We start from the raw sequence: 18,940 nt of genomic DNA, 5'->3' as shown, positions 1-18,940 counted from the left end.
CCCCGTGAGAACCACCACCGCCTCCCGCCGCCTGCTCGCGGCCGCCGCCCTGCTGCCGCTCCTGGCGCTGGCCGCGTGCGGTTCGGACCCGAAGATCGCGGGCGGGGCGGGGGCGAGCGGGTCCGCCGCCGCCACCGAGGACGTCGTCTCCGGCCTGGCCAGGTCCGAGGCCGCCGCAGCCCTGCTGCCCGAGGAGGTGCGCTCCTCCGGTGTGCTGAAGTTCGGCTCCTCCTTCGGCGCCCCGCCCAGTGCCTTCTACGCCGACCAGGCCGGCAAGAAGCCGGTCGGGGTGGACGTGGACTTCACCGACGCGGTGGCCAAGCTGCTCGGCCTGACCGTGCGGCGCGAGGACGCCGCCTTCGAGACCATCCTGCCCGCCCTGGACAGCGGCAAGTTCGACGTCGGCACCGGCAACTTCGGGGTCACCACCGCCCGTCTGAAGACCATCGACTTCGTCACCTACATCGACGACGGCCAGGGCTTCGCGGTGAAGAAGGACAACACGGCGATCCAGCCGATCACCGACCTGGCCCAGCTCTGCGGGCTGACCATCGGCACCGGCGCCGGCACCACCTTCGAGACCACGCTCAACGGCAAGAAGGGAGTCTGCGCCGACGCCGGGAAGAAGCCGTACGAGGTCAAGGCGTTCAGCGAGGGCGGCGCGCTGCTGACCAGCCTCCAGCAGGGCCGGGTGGACGTCGAGATGTCCACCATCAACGGCCTGCGCCACCAGGCCGCGCAGGAGGCCGCCGGGACCCGCTTCCTCAACGAGTTCCACCGGCTGGACGTCGGCTTCGCCTTCAAGAAGGGCTCCAAGCTCACCCCGGCCTTCCAGGCGGCGGTCAACCAGCTGATCAAGGACGGGACGTACCAGCGGATCCTCGAGAAGTGGGGGCTCGCCGACTCGGCCATCCCGCAGTCGCAGATCAGCCCGCCCGAACACCCCTGACCTCAGGGCCCGTCGAAGGGAGTCCCCCGATGACCGTCAGCACCGAAGCGGCACCGGCCCCGCCGAGACCCACCGCCGGGCCCGGCCTCGACCCCGGCGAGCTGGACGGCCTGCGGACCGTCCCCGCCCGGCACCCCTGGCGCTGGGCGACCGGGATCGCCGCCCTCGTCCTGCTGGCCCAGTTCGCCCACGGCCTGGCCACCAACCCCGCCTGGGACTGGGCCACCTTCCGGCTCTACTTCACCGCCGACACCATCCTCCAGGCGATCGGCCGCACCCTCGAACTCACCGCCTACGGCACCGTGCTGGGCTTCGCGCTCGGCGCCGTGGTGGCCGCGATGCGACTCTCCCGCAGCGCGATCCTCCGGACCGTCGCCTGGGCCTACGTCTGGGTCTTCCGCTCGATCCCGCTGATCGTCCAGCTGGTGTTCTGGTTCAACCTCTCCTACCTCTACAAGCGGTTCGGCTTCGGCATCCCGTTCGGTCCGACCTTCGGCGAGTTCGAGACGGTCGGCGTGCTCGGCGCGCTGGGCGCCGCGGTGCTCGGACTCGGGCTGCACCAGGCCGCGTTCGCCGCCGAGATCATCCGCGGCGGCGTCGTCGCGGTGGACGCCGGCCAGCGCGAGGCCGCCGCCGCGCTCGGCATCCCGCGCTGGCGGCAGGGCTGGCGGATCGTGCTGCCGCAGGCCATGCGCGGCATCCTGCCGGCCGCGGCCAACGAGGTGGTCTCGCTGCTCAAGGGCACCTCGGTGGTCTACGTGATGGCGATCGGCGAGCTGTTCTACCAGACCCAGGTCATCTACGGCCGGACCGGCCGGGTGGTGCCGCTGCTGATGGTCGCCACCGTCTGGTACGTGGTGCTGACCACCGTGCTGTCGATCGGCCAGTACTACGTCGAGCGCTACTTCTCCCGGGGTGCCCGGCGCACCCCGCCGCCCACCCCGCTGCAGCGCCTGCGGGCCTTCGCGCGGAGCCTGCCCGCCCGTACCTCCGGAGGACGTCCATGACCACGCTCACCGAGCCGCCGACCGCCCCGATGGTGCAGGTCCGCGGCCTGCACAAGAGCTTCGGCCCGCTGGAGGTCCTGCGCGGGGTCGACCTGGACGTCCCGGCCGGCTCGGTCACCGTGGTGCTCGGCCCGTCCGGCTCCGGCAAGTCCACCCTGCTGCGGGCGATCAACCACCTGGAGAAGCTCGAGCGCGGCTACGTCGCGATCGACGGCGAGCTGATCGGCTACCGGCGCTCCGGCGACCGGCTGTACGAGCTCAAGGAGCGCGAGGTGCTGCGCCAGCGCACCGGCATCGGCTTCGTGTTCCAGAACTTCAACCTCTTCCCGCACCTGACCGTGCTGGAGAACCTGGTCGAGGCGCCGATCGCCGCGCTGGGCCGCCCCCGCGCCGAGGCCAGGTCCGCGGCGCTGGTGCTGCTGGAGCGGGTCGGGCTGGCCGACAAGGCCGCCGCGTACCCCCGGCAGCTGTCCGGCGGGCAGCAGCAGCGCGTCGCCATCGCCCGGGCGCTGGCCCTGGAGCCCAAGGTGCTGCTGTTCGACGAGCCCACGTCGGCGCTCGACCCGGAGCTGGTCGGCGAGGTGCTCGACGTCATCAAGGACCTCGCCCGCAGCGGCACCACGATGATCGTGGTCACCCATGAGATCGGCTTCGCCCGCGAGGTCGCCGACACCGTCGTCTTCATGGACGGCGGCGTGGTGGTCGAGCAGGGCCCGCCCGCCGAGGTCCTGGACCGCCCGCGGCACGAGCGCACCCGGGCCTTCCTGGCCAAGGTGCTGTGAACCCGGTAGATCCCCCGAACCCCCTTTCACCGAGCAGGAGTTCCGCCATGTCCCTACCCCGTCGCGCCCTCGTGACCGCCGCCGCGCTCGCCGCCGCCCTCACCCTGGCCGGCTGCGGCAGCGGGGCCACGGGCGCCGCGGCGGACCTCGCCCCGGCCAAGGGCAGCACCGCGCCGAACGGCACCGTGGTGAACCTGTCGGCCAAGCAGGACCGGGTGACCAGCGCCAAGGTCGACGCGATCGCGGCGCTGGTGCCGGAGGAGATCAGAAAGCGGGGCACCCTGAAGGTCGTCGACTCCATCGGCACCACCCCGCCGCTGGACTTCTACGCCGACGACGACAAGACGATCATCGGCGTCGAGCCGGACATCGCCTCGCTGATCGGCGACGTGCTCGGCCTCAAGGTCGAGTTCAACCCGGTCTCCTGGGAGAACATCTTCGTCGGCCTGGACAGCGGCAAGTACGACGTCGGCCTGTCCAACATCACCGTCACCGAGGAGCGCAAGGAGAAGTACGACTTCGCCACCTACCGGCTGGACGTGCTCGGCTTCGAGGCGAAGAAGGGCAGCGGCCTCAAGGTCGCCGGCGCCAAGGACCTGGCCGGCCGCACGGTCGGCGTCGCCACCGGCACCAACCAGGAGAAGCTGCTGCTCTCCTGGAGCGAGGAGAACGTCCGGGCCGGCCTCAAGCCGATCGACATCAAGTACTTCTCCGGCACCGAGTACTACCTCGCGCTCTCCTCCGGCCGGATCGACGTCTACACCGGACCCAACCCCAGCCTGGCCTTCCACGCCGTGCAGACCGGCCAGACCGAGGTGGTCGGCACCTACTCGGGCGGCGGCGCGGACGTCCTCGGCAAGATCGCGGCGACCACCCACAAGGACAACGGCCTGGTCAAGGCGCTGAACGGGGCGATCAACGAGGTGATCAGGAACGGCACGTACGGGCAGGTGCTCAAGCGCTGGGGCCTGGACGGCGAGGCGGTGCAGACCTCCGAGATCGACCCGGTCGGCCTGCCCAAGCCCAAGCCCTGAGGGCTTGCCCGTTCACCTGTTCGTCCCCGCCCGCCGCTATGGTGACCCATCCGACGGCGAACGACGTACGGGCGCGGTCGAGTTGGGGGAGGGCATGCACAAGGGCGAGGTGCTCGACGGTCGCTTCCGCTTGGACGAGCTCCTGGGCAGGGGCGGCTTCGGCGTGGTCTGGCGGGCGACCGACACGTGGCTGGAGCGGGAGGTCGCGGTCAAGCTGCTGCTGGCCGAGCACGCCGCCGACCGGGAGGCCGTCGGGCGCTTCGTCCGCGAGGCCAAGGTGGCCGGCGGCCTCTCCAACCCGCACATCGTCACGGTGCACGACTACGGCCGGGTCGCCGACGGTGACGGGGAGACCCACTACCTGGTGATGGAGGTGGTCCGGGGCCGGCCGCTGTCCGCGATCCTCAAGGACGGCCCGCCCGACCACGGGCGCGCGCTGGCCTGGATGGGGCAGGTCTGCGAGGCGCTCGACGCGGCGCACCGCAGCGGCGTCATCCACCGGGACATCAAGCCCGAGAACGTCATGATCGCGGACGGCGGGGACCGGGCGAAGGTACTGGACTTCGGCATCGCCCGGCTGCTCACCCAGTCCACCGGGCTCACCTCCACCGGCAGCGTGGTCGGCACCGTCCCGTACCTGGCGCCCGAGTGCTGGTCCGGCGGCACCGTGGACGGCCGCGCCGACCTCTACGCGTTCGGCGTGATGCTGTACGAGGTCAGTACCGGCCGACGGCCCTTCCACGCCGACTCCCCGTACGAGTACATGCACAAGCACATGGCGGTGACCCCGCCGCGGATCCGCAGCCACGACCCGGCGCTGGCCGACCTGGTCGCCCAGCTGCTCGCCAAGCGGCCCGCCGACCGGCCGGCCGACGCCGCCGAGGTGCTGGAGCGGCTGCGCCGGATCCGGCCCGGGATGCTGCGGCCGGACGACCCCAGCCCGGAGCAGCTGCGCCGCCGCGCCGACCAGGCCTGGCAGCGCGGTGCCGACGGCAGGGCGGCGGAGGCCGTGGAGATGCTGCTGAAGCTCGTCCCCGACTTCGCCCGGATCTGCGGCCAGGCCGACCCCCGCACCCTGCGCACCTGCCACGACCTGGCCCTCTGGCTGGCCCGGGACGGCAGCCGGGGCGCCGCCGTCGAACTGCTGGAGGCGCTGACGCTGGAGCCGGGCGCCGCCCCGGAGGCCCGGGCCGACCTGCGGCGCGACCTCGCGCACTGGCAGCGGGAGGCCGCCCGGCTCGGCCCGGGCGAGCGGAGGAACCTAGACCTGGGGGTGCTGCTCGGCGGCGGCGCGCAGGGCCGCTGAGGCGTCGACGGCGATCGGGTCGCCGTGCCCGAAGACCACCGTCTCCACCGGCAGGGCGGCCAGCCGGTGGAAGGAGGCGAGGGCCTGCGCCGGGTCGGTGTTGAACACCCCCGGCCGGGTCTGGCCCTGGACGTTGGACACGGTGTCCCCGGTGAACAGCACCCCGGGCCCGGGCAGGTGCAGCGCGATGCTGCCGTCGGTGTGCCCGGGCACGTGCACGACCACCGCGCCGCCGCCGACGTCCAGCACGTCCCCGTCCTCGACCTCGCGGTGCACCGGGCAGGGCTCGGCGGGCGGGATCGGCGGCAGGCCGTCCCACAGCTGCTGCTCGAAGGCGTTCAGCACGGGCGGCGCCGCCGGCTGCTCGCGGCGGACGACCGGCGCCTCCAGCGGGTGCGCCACCACCTCGGCGCTCCAGCGGCGGGCCAGCTCGGCGGCCGAGCCGGTGTGGTCCTCGTGGTGGTGGGTGAGCACGATCCGGCGCAGTGCGGCCGGATCCAGCCCGATGGCGCGGATGCCCTTCTCGATCCCGTCCGCCGACCCGGCGATGCCGGTGTCGACCAGGGTCAGTCCGTGGTCGTCCCGCCACAGGTAGGCGGTGCCGAACTCCAGGGTGATCATGTGCAACTCGTCGCGTACCCGGGTGATCTCCATGCCCGCATCCTGCGCCCGCGGGCGCCGTCGCACGCCCGCGTTCGCTCTGGGCCTGTCCCCGGCGTCGGCGCTCCCGCTCCCGGAGGATCCGGGTGTCAACCGTACGGGTCGCCGATTCGGGCCCCCGGGCTCCTCTGGGATTTGATGGGAATTCGCCCATCGGGACGGTCTGGTCCGCCGCCCCGGGCCGTTGATATACCTCGTTGCCGGACTCGGGAGCGGTGTCCGCGCCGCCCCGGTGAGCTGCGACGAAAGGCTGGTGACGGATCGATGAAGCTCCTCCGCGTCGGACCCCCGGGCGCCGAGCGCCCGGTCGTGCTGGGCGAGGACGGCACCGCGTACGACCTCTCCGGGCGGGCCCGCGACCTCGACGGGGCCTTCCTGTCCGGGCTGGACACCGCCGAGCTGGCCCGGGACGTGGCCGCCGGCCTGCTGCCGGTGGTGGACCTGGACGGCCTGCGGGTGGGCGCGCCGGTGGCCCGGCCCGGCAAGGTGGTCGGCATCGGGCTCAACTACCGCGACCACGCGGCGGAGGCCGGGGCCGCGATCCCGGCCGAGCCGGTGATCTTCCTCAAGCCGAGCTCCACCGTGGTCGGCCCGTACGACGAGGTGCTGGTGCCGCGCGGCGGCGAGAAGACCGACTACGAGGCCGAGCTGGCGATCGTGATCGGCCGCACCGCCCGCTACCTGGACTCGCACGCCGAGGCCGCCGGGGTGATCGCCGGCTACACGATCGCCAACGACGTCACCGAGCGGGCCTTCCAGTTCGAGCGCGGCGGCCAGTGGGACAAGGGCAAGTCGGCGGAGACCTTCACCCCGCTCGGGCCCTGGCTGGTCACCGCCGACGAGGTGGCCGACCCGCAGGCCCTGGAGCTGCGGCTCTGGGTCAACGGCGAGCGGCGCCAGCACGGCAACACCGCCGAGATGATCTTCCCGGTGCTCGAACTCGTCCGTTACGCGAGCCAGTTCATGGTGCTGGAGCCCGGCGACGTGATCGTCACCGGCACCCCGGCCGGGGTCACCCTGGGCCGCCCGGGCACGCCGTTCCTCGCCCCGGGCGACGTGGTCGAGATCGAGATCGACGGCCTCGGCCGCCAGCGCCAGGTGCTCGGCAAGGCCTGAGGCCTGTCCGGCCCCGGGCGCACCCGACCCTTGGCACGGGGGTCGGGAGCCCAGCCCGGGTCACTGCCCGCCCAGCACCGCGCGCAGCCGCCCGGCCCGGTCCGTCCGCGGACCGTCCAGCGCGAGCAGCCCCGCCAGCACCTCCGCCGTCTGCGGGTCGTGCAGCGCCGTCGCCGCCGCCATCGCCGTGAACTGGTCCACCAGCCAGTCGCGCAGCTCCACCACCGGCAGCGCGCGCCCCTCGTCCAGCCAGCTCAGCGACGCGCCCTCGACCACCGCGATCCACGAGCGCACCAGCAGGGTCAGCCGCGGCCCGGGCTCCCGCACCCCCAGGTGCCGTACCGTCCGCTTGAGCGCCACCCGCCGGACGTCGTCCACGATCGCCGAGGTGCGGGCCGTCTCCACCACCGAACCGCCGCGCAGCAGCGCCGAGTAGCCGGCCTCGTGCTCGGCCACGAAGTCGAAGTAGCCGTCCAGCACGGCCGCCAGCTGCTCGGACGGCGTCCCGCTCGGCGGGACGGTGAACCGGCTGGTCAGCTCGTCCGCGGCGGTGCGCAGCGCGGCCTCGTACAGCTGCTGCTTGCCGCCCGCGAAGTAGCGGTAGACCAGCGGCCGGGAGGCCCCGGCGGCCTCGGCGACGTCGTCCAGGCCCACCTCCTCGGGCGGCCGGGAGGCGAACAGCTCCAGGGCGACCGCGATCAGCTGCTCGCGCCGCTGTTCGACCGGCAGCCGCCGGTAGCCGGTGCGGCGCGGGCGCGGGCCGGGTTCGGCCGGGGTGGGGGCCGGGCCGGCTGCCGTGGTGGGGCGGGCTTCCATGGCCGCCAGCGTAATGGGCGTCGGACGGATCGGGACCTGTCGGGCACAGATCTTTCCGAACGGGCGTTTGCGATGCCCACCGTCCGTCAAATCCCGGGCCGGTGCAGGTCAACCGGTCCGCGGCAGGGGCTTGCAATCGGCCCCGGCAACGCGATGATGTCCGAATGGCTGAAGAACTGATCGCCTCCGACGGCGACACCCCGCGCCGCATCGCCGACGACTACGTCCGCGCCCTGGCCGACCTCGACCCGCTGACCGCGGTGTACCTGGGCCTCGACCCCGAGGACGACCGGCTGCCCGACCTCTCCCCGGCCGGCACCGAGGCGATCGCCGACCTCGGCCGCCGCACCCTGGCCCGGCTGGACGAGGCCGAGCGCGCCGGCGCCGCCGAGGACGAGGCCGAGCGCCGCTGCGCCCGACTGCTGCGCGAGCGGTTGAGCGCCGAACTCGCCGTCCACGACGCGGGCGAGAACTTCCGCGCGGTGCGCAACCTGGGGTCCCCGGTGCACAACACCCGGGAGGCCTTCACCCTGATGCCCACCGGTACCGAGGCCGAGTGGCGGGTGGTCGGCCGTCGGCTGGCCCGCCTCCCGCTGGCGCTGGAGCAGTACCGGCAGACCCTGGCCGAGGGTGTCGAGCGCGGCCTGCTCTCCGGGCCCCGCCAGGTGGCGACGGTGATCGGGCAGTTCGGCGAGTGGCTGGACGGAGAGGTGCCGGCAGGAGGGGCGCCGCGAAGCGGCTCGGACAAGGGTGGTGGTGGGCGAGGGGCGGGCTGGTTCGGGCAGTTCGTCCAGGACGCGCCCCAGGCCGTGCACGCCGAGCTGTCCGCCCACGCGGTGGCCGCCGCCGAGGCGCTGGCCGCGCTGCGCGACTGGATGCGCGACGTGTACGCCCCGGCCGCCGCCGACACCCCGGACCCGGTCGGCCGCGAGCGCTACGCCCGTTGGGTGCGCTACTGGACCGGCGCCGACCTGGACCTGGACGAGGCCTACGCCTGGGCCTGGGGCGAGTTCCACGACCTGTACGCGCAGATGACGGTCGAGGCCGGGAAGGTCCGTCCGGGCGCCGACCCGATGACGGCGATGAAGTGGCTGGAGGCGGACGGCCCGGCCATCGAGGGTGCCGAGCCGACCCGGGAGTTCCTGCAGGGCCTGATGGACCAGGCGGTCCGGGACCTCCAGGGCACCCACTTCGACCTGGCCGAGCCGGTCACCCGGGTCGAGTCGCGGATCGCCCCGGCCGGCAGCGCCGCCGCGCCGTACTACACCGCGCCCTCGCTGGACTTCAGCCGCCCCGGGCGGACCTGGCTGCCGCTGCTCGGCAGGGATCGCTTCCCGGTCTGGGACCTGGTCTCCACCTGGTACCACGAGGGCGTCCCGGGTCACCACCTGCAGCTCGCGCAGTGGAACTACGTCGCCGACCGGCTCTCCACCTACCAGGTGAGCCTCGGCGGGGTCAGCGCCAACCTGGAGGGCTGGGCGCTGTACGCCGAGCGCCTGATGGACGAGCTCGGCTACCTCACCGACCCGGGCCACCGCCTCGGCTACCTCAACGCCCAGATGATGCGGGCGCTGCGGGTCATCATCGACATCGGCATGCACCTCGGCCTGGACTTCCCGGCGGACTCCCCGTACAAGCCGGGCGAGCCGGTGAGCCCGGAGCACGCCCGTGAGTTCTTCGGGCTGTACTGCGGCCTGTCCGCCGACTTCCTGGACAGCGAGCTGGTCCGCTACCTGGGCCTGCCCGGTCAGGCGATCGGCTACAAGCTCGGCGAGCGCGCCTGGCTGCGCGGCCGGGCGGCGGCGAAGGCGGCGCACGAGGCGCGGGGCGAGGAGTTCGACCTCAAGGCCTGGCACATGGCGGCGCTCTCGCAGGGCTCGCTGGGCCTGGACGACCTGGTTGCGGAGCTGTCGGCGCTGTAGGAGCCGTACGGAGCCGTACGGAGCCGTGCGGAGCCGTGCGGAGCCGTACGGAGCCGTAGGGAGCGGGGTCCCGGGACTCGGTCGCGTGTCCCGGGACCCCGGTCCGGACCGGTACGACCGACGGCGATCCGATTGAAAGCTTGCAGCAAGGCCTTGCAGTCAACCTCCGGCGCCTGCTTGACTCCTGGCGACCGTCCAGGGGACCAAGGAGGCGCCGCCATGCTGCCCGACACCACGCCGGCCGAGTTCGACCTGCTCGTCGTCGGCGGCGCCGGAGTGGACACCATCGTCCGGGTCGAACGGCTGGAGATCCCGCCCGGCGACTCCCGGTTCGTCGAGCCGGTGCGCGACTACGTCGGCCACACCGGCAACGGCGTCGCCCTCGGCGCCCACCGGCTCGGCCTGCGCACCGCCTTCCTGGACTTCCTCGGCGACGACCCGCAGGGCGACCTGGTCCGCGCCCACTACCGGCGCCACGGCCTGCACTTCGCGCACCTGGTGAGCCCGCACGGCACCCCGCGCGGAGTCAACCTGGTGGACGCGGCCGGCCGCCGGTTCTCCTTCTTCGACGGCCGCCACCCCGCCGACCTGCGGCTGCCGCGCGAGTTCCACCTCCCGTACGCCGAGCGCAGCCGGCACGTCCACCTCTCGATCACCGGCGTCAACCGGGACATGTACGGCGACCTCCACCGGCTCGGCCGCACCACCTCCACCGACCTGCACGACTGGGACGGCGCCGACCCGCACCACCGCGACTACGCCCTCAACTCCGACCTGGTGTTCCTCTCGGTGGCCGGCTGCCGCGGCCGGTACGAGGAGGTGATGCGCGCGATCCTCGCCGAGGGCCGGGCCACCGTGGTCACCGCCACCGCGGGCGCCGAGGGCTGCCACCTGCTCACCCGCGAGGACGGCGTCCTGCGCCACCTGCCCGCCGTCGACCCGGGCCGCCCGGTGGTCGACACCAACGGCGCCGGGGACGCCTTCGTCACCGGCTTCCTGTACGCCTGGTTCCGCGGCCACCCGCCGCTGGACTGCGCCCGGGCCGGCTCGGCGGCCGGCGCCTTCGCCTGCACCACCGCCGGTACGCACACCGACTTCATCGCCGCGGCCGAACTCGATACCCTGCTGCTCCGGTGACCGATTTCTCATCGACCTCCAAGCCCGCGGTAACGACCTTTCCAGGCTGAGACGTCATAGTCGTTGAGCGCACGCCGCCACCGACTACGGCAGGAGAGACGGACATGGGTCAGCACCGCCGCAAGAGGTCGCGCCGCCACCGTCTGCTCGCCCCCTCGTTGTTCGCCGGGCTGTCCGCCGTGGTGGTGGCCGCGGTGGTGACCGGGGCGCACGGGCTGAACCTGTCGGACGCGACGGCCGCCGGGAAGGCGGCCCGCAGTGTCCGGGCCGCCCCGCCGATGCCGACCGCCAGCCCGAGCGCCACCGCGGGCGATCCCGCCCCGCCCGCCCAGGCCTCGGCCAGCACGCCGAGCGACAGCCCGACCCCCAGCGCCGCGCCGAACCCCACCGACAGCCCCGCCGCCGCCCCGACGGCCACCCCGACGGCCACCCCCGACACCCACGGCGCCGCCCTCGGCACCACCGCCGCCGCCCCCGCCGACGACAAGGAGGCCGCCACCGTGGGCGCGCTGTTCAGCGGCTCGGTGGGGGCCGGCAACCACTTCTGCACCGCCAGCGTGCTGCACAGCGCGACCGGCAACCTGCTGCTGACCGCCGCGCACTGCATCACCAGCACCGACGGCGTGGTCTTCGCCCCCGGCTACCGTGACGGCTCCGCCCCGTACGGCACCTGGCAGGTGACCGCGGTCCACACCGCCAGCGGCTGGTCCCAGAAGGGCGACGTGGACGAGGACTTCGCGATCCTGGAGACCGCCCCCAGCAACGGCCGCAAGGTCGAGGACGTGGTCGGCGGCAACCGCCTGGGCTCCGGCGAGCCGTTCGGCGCCACCGTCCACCTCTACGGCTACCCGGCCGACGCCGAGACGCCGAGCCTGTGCACCAACACGACCGCCCAGCAGAGCGCCTACCAGCGCGTCATCCAGTGCCCGTCCTACCCGGCCGGCACCAGCGGCGGCCCGTGGATCGACGCTGCCACCGGTGACGTGGTCGGTGCCATCGGCGGATACCAGCAGGGCGGCGACAGCGACGACACCTCGTACAGCGCCTACTTCGACCACACCATCGCGGACCTGTACGCCCAGGCCGAGTCCGCCGCCTCCTGAGCGTCCGGCCGGCGCGGGGGAGCGGAACGGCCCGCGCCCCCGCCGGTGCCCGCGCGCGAGGGCCCGACCCCGTGATCGCCGGTCCCCTCCGGGCCCCGACCCCGCCAACGCCGGTCCCCTCCGGGCCCCGACCCCGCCAACGCCGGTCCCCTCCGGGCCCCGGACATGACGAAGGCCCAGATCTGTGGATCAACTCCACTGATCTGGGCCTCAGTTGCACTTACCGCGAAGTGCCCCCGGTAGGATTCGAACCTACGCACCCGCCTCCGGAGGGCGGTGCTCTATCCCCTGAGCTACGGGGGCCTGTTGGCCTGTCGGCCGCTTCCGCGTTCCGACGGAATGAACACTACCAGGCTTCGGCCGCGGTCCGTGCACGGGTTTCCGGAAAGATCGTCGGGCGGGCCCGGGGGGCGGAAGTGTCCAAAGGCCGGACGGGGCGGCGGGGCCGCCGATACCCTCGGTGAGGTGTCGGGAGTGTCCGGGCGGGTCCTCGTGGTGGACGACAGCGAGGTGATCCGCCAGCTGATCAGGGTCAACCTGGAGCTCGAAGGCTTCGAGGTGGTGACCGCCGCCGACGGCGCCGAGTGCCTGGAGGTGATCCGCCGGGTGAAGCCCGACGTGGTGACCCTGGACGTGGTGATGCCCCGGCTGGACGGCCTGCGGACCGCGGCCCGGCTGCGGGCGACCCCGGACACCCGCCGGCTGCCGATCGCGATCGTGAGCGCCTGCACCCCGGCGGATCTGGACCTGGGGGAGACCGTCGGCGTGGACGGCTACCTCGGCAAGCCCTTCGACCCGGCCGACCTGGTGGCCCTGGTCCGGCGCCTGATGCGACTCACCGGGCAGCCCGAAGGGTTTCGCCCTGAGCGAACAGATCGCACGGATCGCGGCTGACACCCCTGGCGCAACGGCATGGCGGCGTCTCAACCAGCAGTCAGGGCGTCTCAACCGGTAAACCGAGTGGCGGGCGGACACCCCGTCTCGCCTACGCTTGGCGTCGTGACCCCCGCAGACCTTTCCCAGGCAATCCAGGCCGCAGTGAGCTCCGCCGTCGAGGCGGGCGAGCTGGCCGTCGCCGTGCCCGAGCACGTGACGGTCGAGCGGCCCAAGAACAGGGACCACGGCGACTACGCGACGAACGTGGCCCTCCAGCTCGCCAAGGCGGCCGGCAAGCCGCCGCGAGCCGTTGCCGAGGCTCTGGCCGAGCGCCTGCGAGGGATCACCGGCGTCGCCAAGGTCGACATCGCCGGTCCGGGCTTCCTGAACATCACCCTGGACGCCGCCACCGCCGGTGCGCTGGCCCGCACCATCGTCGAGGCGGGCGAGGCCTACGGCCGCAACGAGGCCCTCAAGGGCCTGAAGATCAACCTGGAGTTCGTCTCCGCCAACCCGACCGGCCCGATCCACATCGGCGGCGTCCGCTGGGCGGCCGTCGGCGACTCGCTGGCGCGCGTGCTGCGGGCCTCCGGCGCCGACGTCACCACCGAGTACTACCTCAACGACGCCGGCGTGCAGATCACCAAGTTCGCCGCCTCGCTGCAGGCCGCCGCGAACGGCCGCGAGGTGCCCGAGGGCGGCTACGTCGGCGAGTACATCGTCGACATCGCCAAGACGCTCACCGGCGCGATCCCGGGCGTGCTCGACCTGCCCGAGGCCGAGCAGCTGCAGGTCTTCCGCACCGAGGGCCTCAAGCTCATGGTCGCCGAGATCAAGCGCTCGATGGACGAGTTCGGCACCCACTTCGACGTGTGGTTCTCGGAGAAGACGCTGCACGACTCCGGCGCCGTCGAGAAGGCCATCGACCGGCTGCGCGAGCAGGGCCACGTCTTCGAGCAGGACGGCGCGGTCTTCCTGCGCACCACCGACTTCGGCGACGACAAGGACCGCGTCCTGATCAAGGCCGACGGCGACAAGACCTACTTCGCCGCCGACGCCGCCTACTACCTGTCCAAGCGGGACCGCGGCGCCGAGGTCGCGCTCTACATGCTGGGCGCCGACCACCACGGCTACGTCAACCGCCTCAAGGCCATCTCGGCCTGTGCGGGCGACGACATGGACCGCAACATCGAGGTGAAGATCGGCCAGTTCGTGAAGATGCTTCGCGACGGCGAAGAGGTCCGCATGTCCAAGCGGGCCGGCAACATCATCACGATCGACGACGTGGTCGAGTGGATCGGCGTGGACGCCGCCCGCTATACCCTGGCGCGCTCCTCCACGGACTCGACGATCACGCTGGACATCAACCTGCTGACCAGCCAGTCCAACGAGAACCCGGTCTTCTACGTCCAGTACGCCCACACCCGGATGTGCGGCGTGGCGCGCAAGGCCGCCGAGCTGGGCGTGGACAAGGGCACGGCCGAGCTGTTCAAACCCGAGCTGCTCGCCACCGAGTGGGAGAACGACATCCTCGGCGCCCTCGGCGAGTTCCCGCGCATCCTCGCCACCGCCGGCGAGCTGCGCGAGCCGCACCGGGTCGCGCGCTACCTGGAGGACCTCGCGGGCAAGTACCACCGCCTGTACGAGAACTGCATGTTCCTGCCCAAGGGCGACGAGGAGCTCTCCGACACCCACCGTGCCCGGCTCTGGCTGGTCGAGGCCACGCGCACGGTCATGGCCAACGGCCTCACGCTCCTGGGCGTGACGGCGCCCGAGCGGATGTAGGCACCACCCCCAAGCGCACAGCGGGGGGCGGCTGACGGTCAACGGTGACCGTCGCCGCCCCTCGCCATAGGTCCCGAAGGACGAACGAGCATGAGCGAGCGAAGCGAGCGAATCATGGGTGCTGCGTGTGGCGAATGCCCCGCCGAGCGTAGCGAGGTGGGCGCATGAGTCGCTCCGCACACCCCGCAGGCCCCCGGCACGGTGACGTGCTGCCCGAGGGCCACTACCAGGCCCCGCCTGCCGACCTGAACGCGCTGGACCCCAAGGTCTGGTCGCGCACCGTCGCCCGCGACGCCGAGGGCGTGGCCACCGTCGGCGGGATCGACGTCAAGCGGCTGGCGGCCGAGTTCGGCACCCCCGCCTACGTGCTGGACGAGGAGGACTTCCGCACCCGGGCCCGCGCCTGGCGGGACGCCTTCGGCTCCGACGCGGACGTCTACTACGCCGGAAAGGCCTTCCTCTCCAAGGCGATCGTGCGCTGGCTGCACGAGGAGGGCCTCAACCTCGACGTGTGCAGCGTCGGCGAGCTGGCGGTCGCGCTGGCCGCCGGGATGCCGCCGGAGCGGATCGCGCTGCACGGCAACAACAAGTCGGTGGACGAGCTCGAGCACGCGGTGAAGACCGGCGTCGGGCACATCGTGGTCGACTCCTACGAGGAGATCGAGCGCCTGGCCGCGATCGCCGCCCGCCAGGGCGTGCGCCAGCAGGTGCTGATCCGGATCACCGTCGGCGTCGAGGCGCACACCCACGAGTTCATCGCCACGGCGCACGAGGACCAGAAGTTCGGCCTGTCCCTGAACGGGGGAGCGGCCGCCGAGGCGGTGCGCCGGGTGCTCGGCCACGACAGCCTGGAGCTGCGCGGCATCCACTCGCACATCGGCTCGCAGATCTTCGACACGGCCGGCTTCGAGGTGGCCGCCCGCCGGGTGGTCGGCCTGCTGGCGGAGATCCGCGACGAGCACGGAGTCGAGCTGCCCGAGATCGACCTCGGCGGCGGCCTCGGCATCGCGTACACCAGCGACGACGACCCGCGCGAGCCGGCCGAGATCGCGGCCGCGCTGGCCGAGATCGTCCGCCGCGAGTGCGCCGCCGCGAACCTCGACACCCCCCGGCTGAGCGTGGAGCCGGGCCGGGCGATCGTCGGCCCGACCGCGTTCACCCTGTACGAGGTCGGCACGGTCAAGCCGCTGGAGGGCCTGCGCACCTACGTCAGCGTGGACGGCGGGATGTCCGACAACATCCGCACCGCGCTGTACGACGCCGAGTACTCGGTGGCCCTGGTGTCGCGCACCAGCGAGGCCGAGCCGATGCTGGTCCGGGTGGTCGGCAAGCACTGCGAGTCCGGCGACATCGTGGTGCGGGACGCCTTCCTGCCGGCCGACCTGACCCCGGGCGACCTGATCGCGGTGCCCGCCACCGGCGCCTACTGCCGCTCGATGGCGAGCAACTACAACCACGCCCTGAAGCCCCCCGTGGTCGCCGTCAAGGACGGTGCGGCCCGGGTGATCGTCCGGCGCGAGACGGAGGAGGATCTCCTGCGCCTGGATATCGGATGACGAAATTCTCGTCTCAGATCATGGAACGACCGTAGATCCGTGCGGAAAGTCCTCGAGACTGGTACGGACCGAAGTTCCCGGCGGCCCCGAAAAACCGCCGGAAATACCGAAGCACGATGAATGCAGAGCGGAGTCGGATGATGCGTACGCGCCCGCTGAAGGTGGCGTTGCTGGGTTGTGGTGTGGTGGGCTCCGAGGTGGCGCGCATCATGACGACGACGGCCGACGACCTCGCCGCTCGCATCGGTGCCCCGGTCGAGCTCGCCGGGATCGCGGTCCGCCGGGCCGGCCGGGTCCGCCCCGGGGTGCCCGAGCACCTGATCACCACCGACGCCGAGGCCCTGGTCAACCGGGGCGACATCGACGTGGTGGTCGAGGTGGTGGGCGGCATCGAGCCGTCCAAATCGCTGATCCTGTCCGCCTTCAAGCGGGGCGCCTCGGTGGTCAGCGCCAACAAGGCGCTGCTCGCCAGGGACGGCACCGAGCTGCACGCCGCGGCCGCCGAGGCCGGGGTGGACCTGTACTACGAGGCCGCGGTGGCGGGCGCGATCCCGCTGCTGCGCCCGCTGCGCGAGTCCCTCGCGGGGGACAAGGTCAACCGGGTGCTGGGGATCGTCAACGGCACCACCAACTTCATCCTCGACAAGATGGACACCACCGGCGCCGGCTACTCCGAGGCGCTGGAGGAGGCCACCGCGCTCGGCTACGCCGAGGCCGACCCGACGGCCGACGTGGAGGGCTTCGACGCCGCCGCCAAGGCCGCGATCCTGGCCGGCATCGCCTTCCACACCAAGGTCACCGCCGCGGACGTGTACCGCGAGGGCATCACCGAGGTGACCGCCGCCGACATCGCCTCCGCCAAGGAGATGGGCTGCGTGGTCAAGCTGCTCGCGATCTGCGAGCGGGCGGCCCACGGCGAGTCCGTCACCGCGCGGGTCCACCCGGCGATGATCCCGCTGTCGCACCCGTTGGCCTCGGTCCGCGAGGCGTACAACGCGGTGTTCGTCGAGGCCGAGGCGGCCGGCCGGCTGATGTTCTACGGCCCGGGCGCGGGCGGCTCGCCGACCGCCTCCGCGGTGCTCGGCGACCTGGTCGCGGTCTGCCGCAACAAGCTGGCCGGTGCCCCCGGTCCCGGTGACTCCGTGTACACCCGGCTGCCGGCCAAGCCGATGGACGAGGTGGTCACCCGCTACCACGTCAGTCTGGACGTCGACGACCGCGCGGGCGTGCTCGCCCAGGTCGCGTCCGTGTTCGCCGAGCACGGGGTGTCCATCGACACCGTGCGCCAGCAGGGCCGCGACGGCGACGCCTCGCTCGTCGTGGTCACCCACCGTGCCACCGACGCCGCGCTGTCGGCGACGGTCGACAAGCTCCGCGCGCTGGACAGCGTGCGGGACGTGGCCAGCATCATGCGGGTCGAAGGGGAGTAAGGAACAGATGATGAGCGGCGTTGCCGAGAACGCGGCCAGAAGCACCCACACCCACACCCACCAGTGGCGCGGGCTGATCGAGGAGTACCGGGACCGCCTGCCGGTCACCGCGGCCACCCCGGTGGTCACCCTGCTCGAGGGCGGTACGCCCCTGGTCCCCGCCCAGGTGCTCTCCGAGCGCACCGGCTGCGAGGTCTACCTCAAGGTCGAGGGCGCCAACCCGACCGGCTCCTTCAAGGACCGCGGGATGACGATGGCCATCTCCAAGGCCAAGGAGGAGGGCGCGCAGGCGGTCATCTGCGCGTCCACCGGCAACACCTCGGCCTCCGCCGCCGCGTACGCGGTGCGGGCCGGGATGGTCTCCGCCGTGCTCGTCCCGCAGGGCAAGATCGCCCTCGGCAAGATGGGCCAGGCGCTGGTGCACGGCGCCAGGATCCTGCAGGTCGACGGGAACTTCGACGACTGCCTGACCCTGGCGCGCGAACTGTCCGAGAAGTACCCGGTCGCCCTGGTCAACTCGGTGAACCCGGTGCGGATCGAGGGCCAGAAGACGGCGGCCTTCGAGATCGTCGACATGCTCGGCGACGCCCCGGACATCCACGTCCTGCCGGTCGGAAACGCGGGCAACATCACCGCCTACTGGAAGGGCTACCGCGAGTACGCGACCGACGGGATGTCCTCGCGCACCCCGCGGATGTGGGGCTTCCAGGCGGCCGGCTCGGCCCCGATCGTGGACGGCGCGCCCGTCCTCAAGCCGCAGACGATCGCGACCGCGATCCGGATCGGCAACCCGGCCTCCTGGGACTACGCGCTCGCCGCCCGGGACGAGTCCGGCGGCCTCATCGACAAGGTGACGGATCGTCAGATCCTTTCCGCCTACCGCCTGTTGGCCGCGCAGGAGGGCGTCTTCGTGGAGCCCGCCTCGGCCGCCTCGGTGGCCGGTCTGCTGGCGAAGGCGGAGGCCGGCCTGGTCGACCCGGGCCAGCGGATCGTCTGCACCGTGACCGGCAACGGCCTCAAGGACCCGGACTGGGCGGTGGCCGGCGCGCCGCAGCCGCAGATCGTCCCGGTCGACCCGGAGGCCGCGGCCCAGCGGCTCGGACTGCTCGACTGACAACGGGGCCTGACGCTTCGACGGGCCGACTCTTTCGGGGGTCGGTCCGTCGAAGTTCTCCACTGACTCTTTTGTGTCAATTCCGTATCGCATTCCGATCCGATTCCGCCCCGCTCTTTGGCGGGGAGGGGTGTGCATTCCGGCCAGAACCGGCAACACACCAGATCGAAGGCCCACGGGGTGTACCACTGGGGAACCTCTCTTCGATACTCTGGCTTCGGCCGTGTGGCACATGCCCCGGGCCCGTCCTGGTACGGGCCGCGCCGACGACTGTGGCCGCCCGCCCCGTGGGGCCCTCGGCCCTTCTCCCGCCCTTGCACCGACGACGCGCTCCGCGCTCGCCCGAT

General features: G+C 72.6%; 16 protein-coding genes and 1 tRNA gene. 14 read left to right on the top strand and 3 right to left on the bottom strand.

Features of this window, described 5'->3' with window-relative positions; translation table 11 throughout:
* Positions 1–4: 4 nt before the first annotated feature.
* From ACFVWU_RS08860 to ACFVWU_RS08840, 5 genes are read left to right on the top strand one after another with little or no spacing between them, the layout of a single operon-like run.
* On the top strand, positions 5–949 hold the full coding sequence (locus ACFVWU_RS08860) for an ABC transporter substrate-binding protein (protein WP_387617241.1): 945 nt from the start codon (positions 5–7) through the stop codon (positions 947–949).
* A 29-nt stretch (positions 950–978) separates the two neighbouring features.
* The gene (locus ACFVWU_RS08855) at positions 979–1,956 is read left to right on the top strand and encodes an amino acid ABC transporter permease (protein WP_387617239.1); all 978 of its coding nucleotides are present in this window, start codon (positions 979–981) and stop codon (positions 1,954–1,956) included.
* Positions 1,953–2,738 carry an amino acid ABC transporter ATP-binding protein gene (locus ACFVWU_RS08850; protein ID WP_387617237.1) on the top strand — a complete coding sequence of 262 codons (786 nt, stop codon included), beginning with the start codon at positions 1,953–1,955 and terminating at the stop codon, positions 2,736–2,738. The genes ACFVWU_RS08855 and ACFVWU_RS08850 overlap by 4 nt, the downstream gene beginning before the upstream one ends.
* Before the next feature lie 47 nt (positions 2,739–2,785).
* Positions 2,786–3,772, top strand: a complete 987-nt coding sequence (locus tag ACFVWU_RS08845; RefSeq protein ID WP_387617235.1) for an ABC transporter substrate-binding protein — start codon at positions 2,786–2,788, stop codon at positions 3,770–3,772.
* A gap of 4 nt (positions 3,773–3,776) precedes the next feature.
* Positions 3,777–5,078, top strand: a complete 1,302-nt coding sequence (locus ACFVWU_RS08840; protein WP_387617233.1) for a serine/threonine-protein kinase — start codon at positions 3,777–3,779, stop codon at positions 5,076–5,078.
* Here ACFVWU_RS08840 and ACFVWU_RS08835 read toward each other — a convergent pair.
* Positions 5,034–5,732, bottom strand: a complete 699-nt coding sequence (locus tag ACFVWU_RS08835) for an MBL fold metallo-hydrolase (RefSeq protein WP_387617231.1) — start codon at positions 5,730–5,732, stop codon at positions 5,034–5,036. The genes ACFVWU_RS08840 and ACFVWU_RS08835 overlap by 45 nt on opposite strands.
* A 270-nt stretch (positions 5,733–6,002) precedes the next feature.
* Between ACFVWU_RS08835 and ACFVWU_RS08830 the strand changes: the two genes are divergently transcribed.
* The gene (locus ACFVWU_RS08830) at positions 6,003–6,854 is read left to right on the top strand and encodes a fumarylacetoacetate hydrolase family protein (RefSeq protein ID WP_387617229.1); all 852 of its coding nucleotides are present in this window, start codon (positions 6,003–6,005) and stop codon (positions 6,852–6,854) included.
* Between the two features lie 60 nt (positions 6,855–6,914).
* Here the strand turns inward: ACFVWU_RS08830 and ACFVWU_RS08825 are convergent, their stop codons facing one another.
* Complete coding sequence (locus tag ACFVWU_RS08825) at positions 6,915–7,670, bottom strand: TetR/AcrR family transcriptional regulator (RefSeq protein WP_387617228.1); 756 nt, start codon at positions 7,668–7,670, stop codon at positions 6,915–6,917.
* Positions 7,671–7,834: 164 nt separating this feature from the next.
* Here ACFVWU_RS08825 and ACFVWU_RS08820 point away from each other — a divergent pair, with 164 nt between their 5' ends.
* From ACFVWU_RS08820 to ACFVWU_RS08810, 3 genes are all read left to right on the top strand, one after another.
* Positions 7,835–9,592 (top strand): DUF885 domain-containing protein, encoded by a 1,758-nt coding sequence (locus ACFVWU_RS08820; RefSeq protein ID WP_387617226.1) that lies wholly within the window; start codon positions 7,835–7,837, stop codon positions 9,590–9,592.
* A gap of 219 nt (positions 9,593–9,811) precedes the next feature.
* The gene (locus ACFVWU_RS08815) at positions 9,812–10,729 is read left to right on the top strand and encodes a carbohydrate kinase family protein (protein WP_387617224.1); all 918 of its coding nucleotides are present in this window, start codon (positions 9,812–9,814) and stop codon (positions 10,727–10,729) included.
* 104 nt (positions 10,730–10,833) lie between these two features.
* Positions 10,834–11,832, top strand: coding sequence for a trypsin-like peptidase domain-containing protein (locus tag ACFVWU_RS08810; protein WP_387617222.1), 999 nt, complete (start codon positions 10,834–10,836; stop codon positions 11,830–11,832).
* A gap of 231 nt (positions 11,833–12,063) precedes the next feature.
* Here the strand turns inward: ACFVWU_RS08810 and ACFVWU_RS08805 are convergent.
* Positions 12,064–12,135, bottom strand: a tRNA-Arg gene (locus ACFVWU_RS08805).
* Between the two features lie 171 nt (positions 12,136–12,306).
* On the opposite strand from ACFVWU_RS08805, the gene ACFVWU_RS08800 reads away from it, so the two are divergent.
* The 5 genes from ACFVWU_RS08800 (at position 12,307) to thrC (ending at position 18,593) form a co-directional block, all read left to right on the top strand.
* Entirely contained in the window at positions 12,307–12,726 is a 420-nt protein-coding gene (locus ACFVWU_RS08800; protein ID WP_387617272.1) for a PleD family two-component system response regulator, read from the top strand.
* Between the two features lie 105 nt (positions 12,727–12,831).
* Complete coding sequence (gene argS / locus ACFVWU_RS08795; protein WP_387617220.1) at positions 12,832–14,493, top strand: arginine--tRNA ligase; 1,662 nt, start codon at positions 12,832–12,834, stop codon at positions 14,491–14,493.
* A 164-nt stretch (positions 14,494–14,657) separates the two neighbouring features.
* Positions 14,658–16,049, top strand: coding sequence for a diaminopimelate decarboxylase (gene lysA, locus ACFVWU_RS08790; protein ID WP_387617218.1), 1,392 nt, complete (start codon positions 14,658–14,660; stop codon positions 16,047–16,049).
* A gap of 137 nt (positions 16,050–16,186) precedes the next feature.
* Positions 16,187–17,479: a homoserine dehydrogenase gene (locus tag ACFVWU_RS08785; protein WP_387617216.1), complete on the top strand. Its 1,293-nt coding sequence runs from the start codon at positions 16,187–16,189 to the stop codon at positions 17,477–17,479.
* 10 nt (positions 17,480–17,489) lie between these two features.
* The gene (gene thrC, locus ACFVWU_RS08780; RefSeq protein WP_387617214.1) at positions 17,490–18,593 is read left to right on the top strand and encodes a threonine synthase; all 1,104 of its coding nucleotides are present in this window, start codon (positions 17,490–17,492) and stop codon (positions 18,591–18,593) included.
* The last annotated feature ends 347 nt before the right edge of the window (positions 18,594–18,940 follow it).

Source organism: Kitasatospora sp. NPDC058190, from assembly GCF_042883685.1.
In the GTDB taxonomy this organism is placed as follows: Bacteria; Actinomycetota; Actinomycetes; order Streptomycetales; family Streptomycetaceae; genus Kitasatospora.
Note: the sequence above shows the minus strand (reverse complement) of the source record. Positions and strands in the feature narration are given on the sequence as shown.

Excerpts from the sequence above, each read along its gene's own strand:
- ACFVWU_RS08855 (WP_387617239.1), top strand. The coding sequence starts at position 979 with ATGACCGTCAGCACCGAAGCGGCACCGGCCCCGCCGAGACCCACCGCC.
- ACFVWU_RS08850 (WP_387617237.1), top strand. The coding sequence starts at position 1,953 with ATGACCACGCTCACCGAGCCGCCGACCGCCCCGATGGTGCAGGTCCGC.
- ACFVWU_RS08845 (WP_387617235.1), top strand. The coding sequence starts at position 2,786 with ATGTCCCTACCCCGTCGCGCCCTCGTGACCGCCGCCGCGCTCGCCGCC.
- ACFVWU_RS08835 (WP_387617231.1), bottom strand. The coding sequence starts at position 5,732 with ATGGAGATCACCCGGGTACGCGACGAGTTGCACATGATCACCCTGGAG.
- ACFVWU_RS08830 (WP_387617229.1), top strand. The coding sequence starts at position 6,003 with ATGAAGCTCCTCCGCGTCGGACCCCCGGGCGCCGAGCGCCCGGTCGTG.
- ACFVWU_RS08825 (WP_387617228.1), bottom strand. The coding sequence starts at position 7,670 with ATGGAAGCCCGCCCCACCACGGCAGCCGGCCCGGCCCCCACCCCGGCC.
- ACFVWU_RS08820 (WP_387617226.1), top strand. The coding sequence starts at position 7,835 with ATGGCTGAAGAACTGATCGCCTCCGACGGCGACACCCCGCGCCGCATC.
- ACFVWU_RS08815 (WP_387617224.1), top strand. The coding sequence starts at position 9,812 with ATGCTGCCCGACACCACGCCGGCCGAGTTCGACCTGCTCGTCGTCGGC.
- ACFVWU_RS08810 (WP_387617222.1), top strand. The coding sequence starts at position 10,834 with ATGGGTCAGCACCGCCGCAAGAGGTCGCGCCGCCACCGTCTGCTCGCC.
- lysA (WP_387617218.1), top strand. The coding sequence starts at position 14,658 with ATGAGTCGCTCCGCACACCCCGCAGGCCCCCGGCACGGTGACGTGCTG.
- ACFVWU_RS08785 (WP_387617216.1), top strand. The coding sequence starts at position 16,187 with ATGATGCGTACGCGCCCGCTGAAGGTGGCGTTGCTGGGTTGTGGTGTG.
- thrC (WP_387617214.1), top strand. The coding sequence starts at position 17,490 with ATGAGCGGCGTTGCCGAGAACGCGGCCAGAAGCACCCACACCCACACC.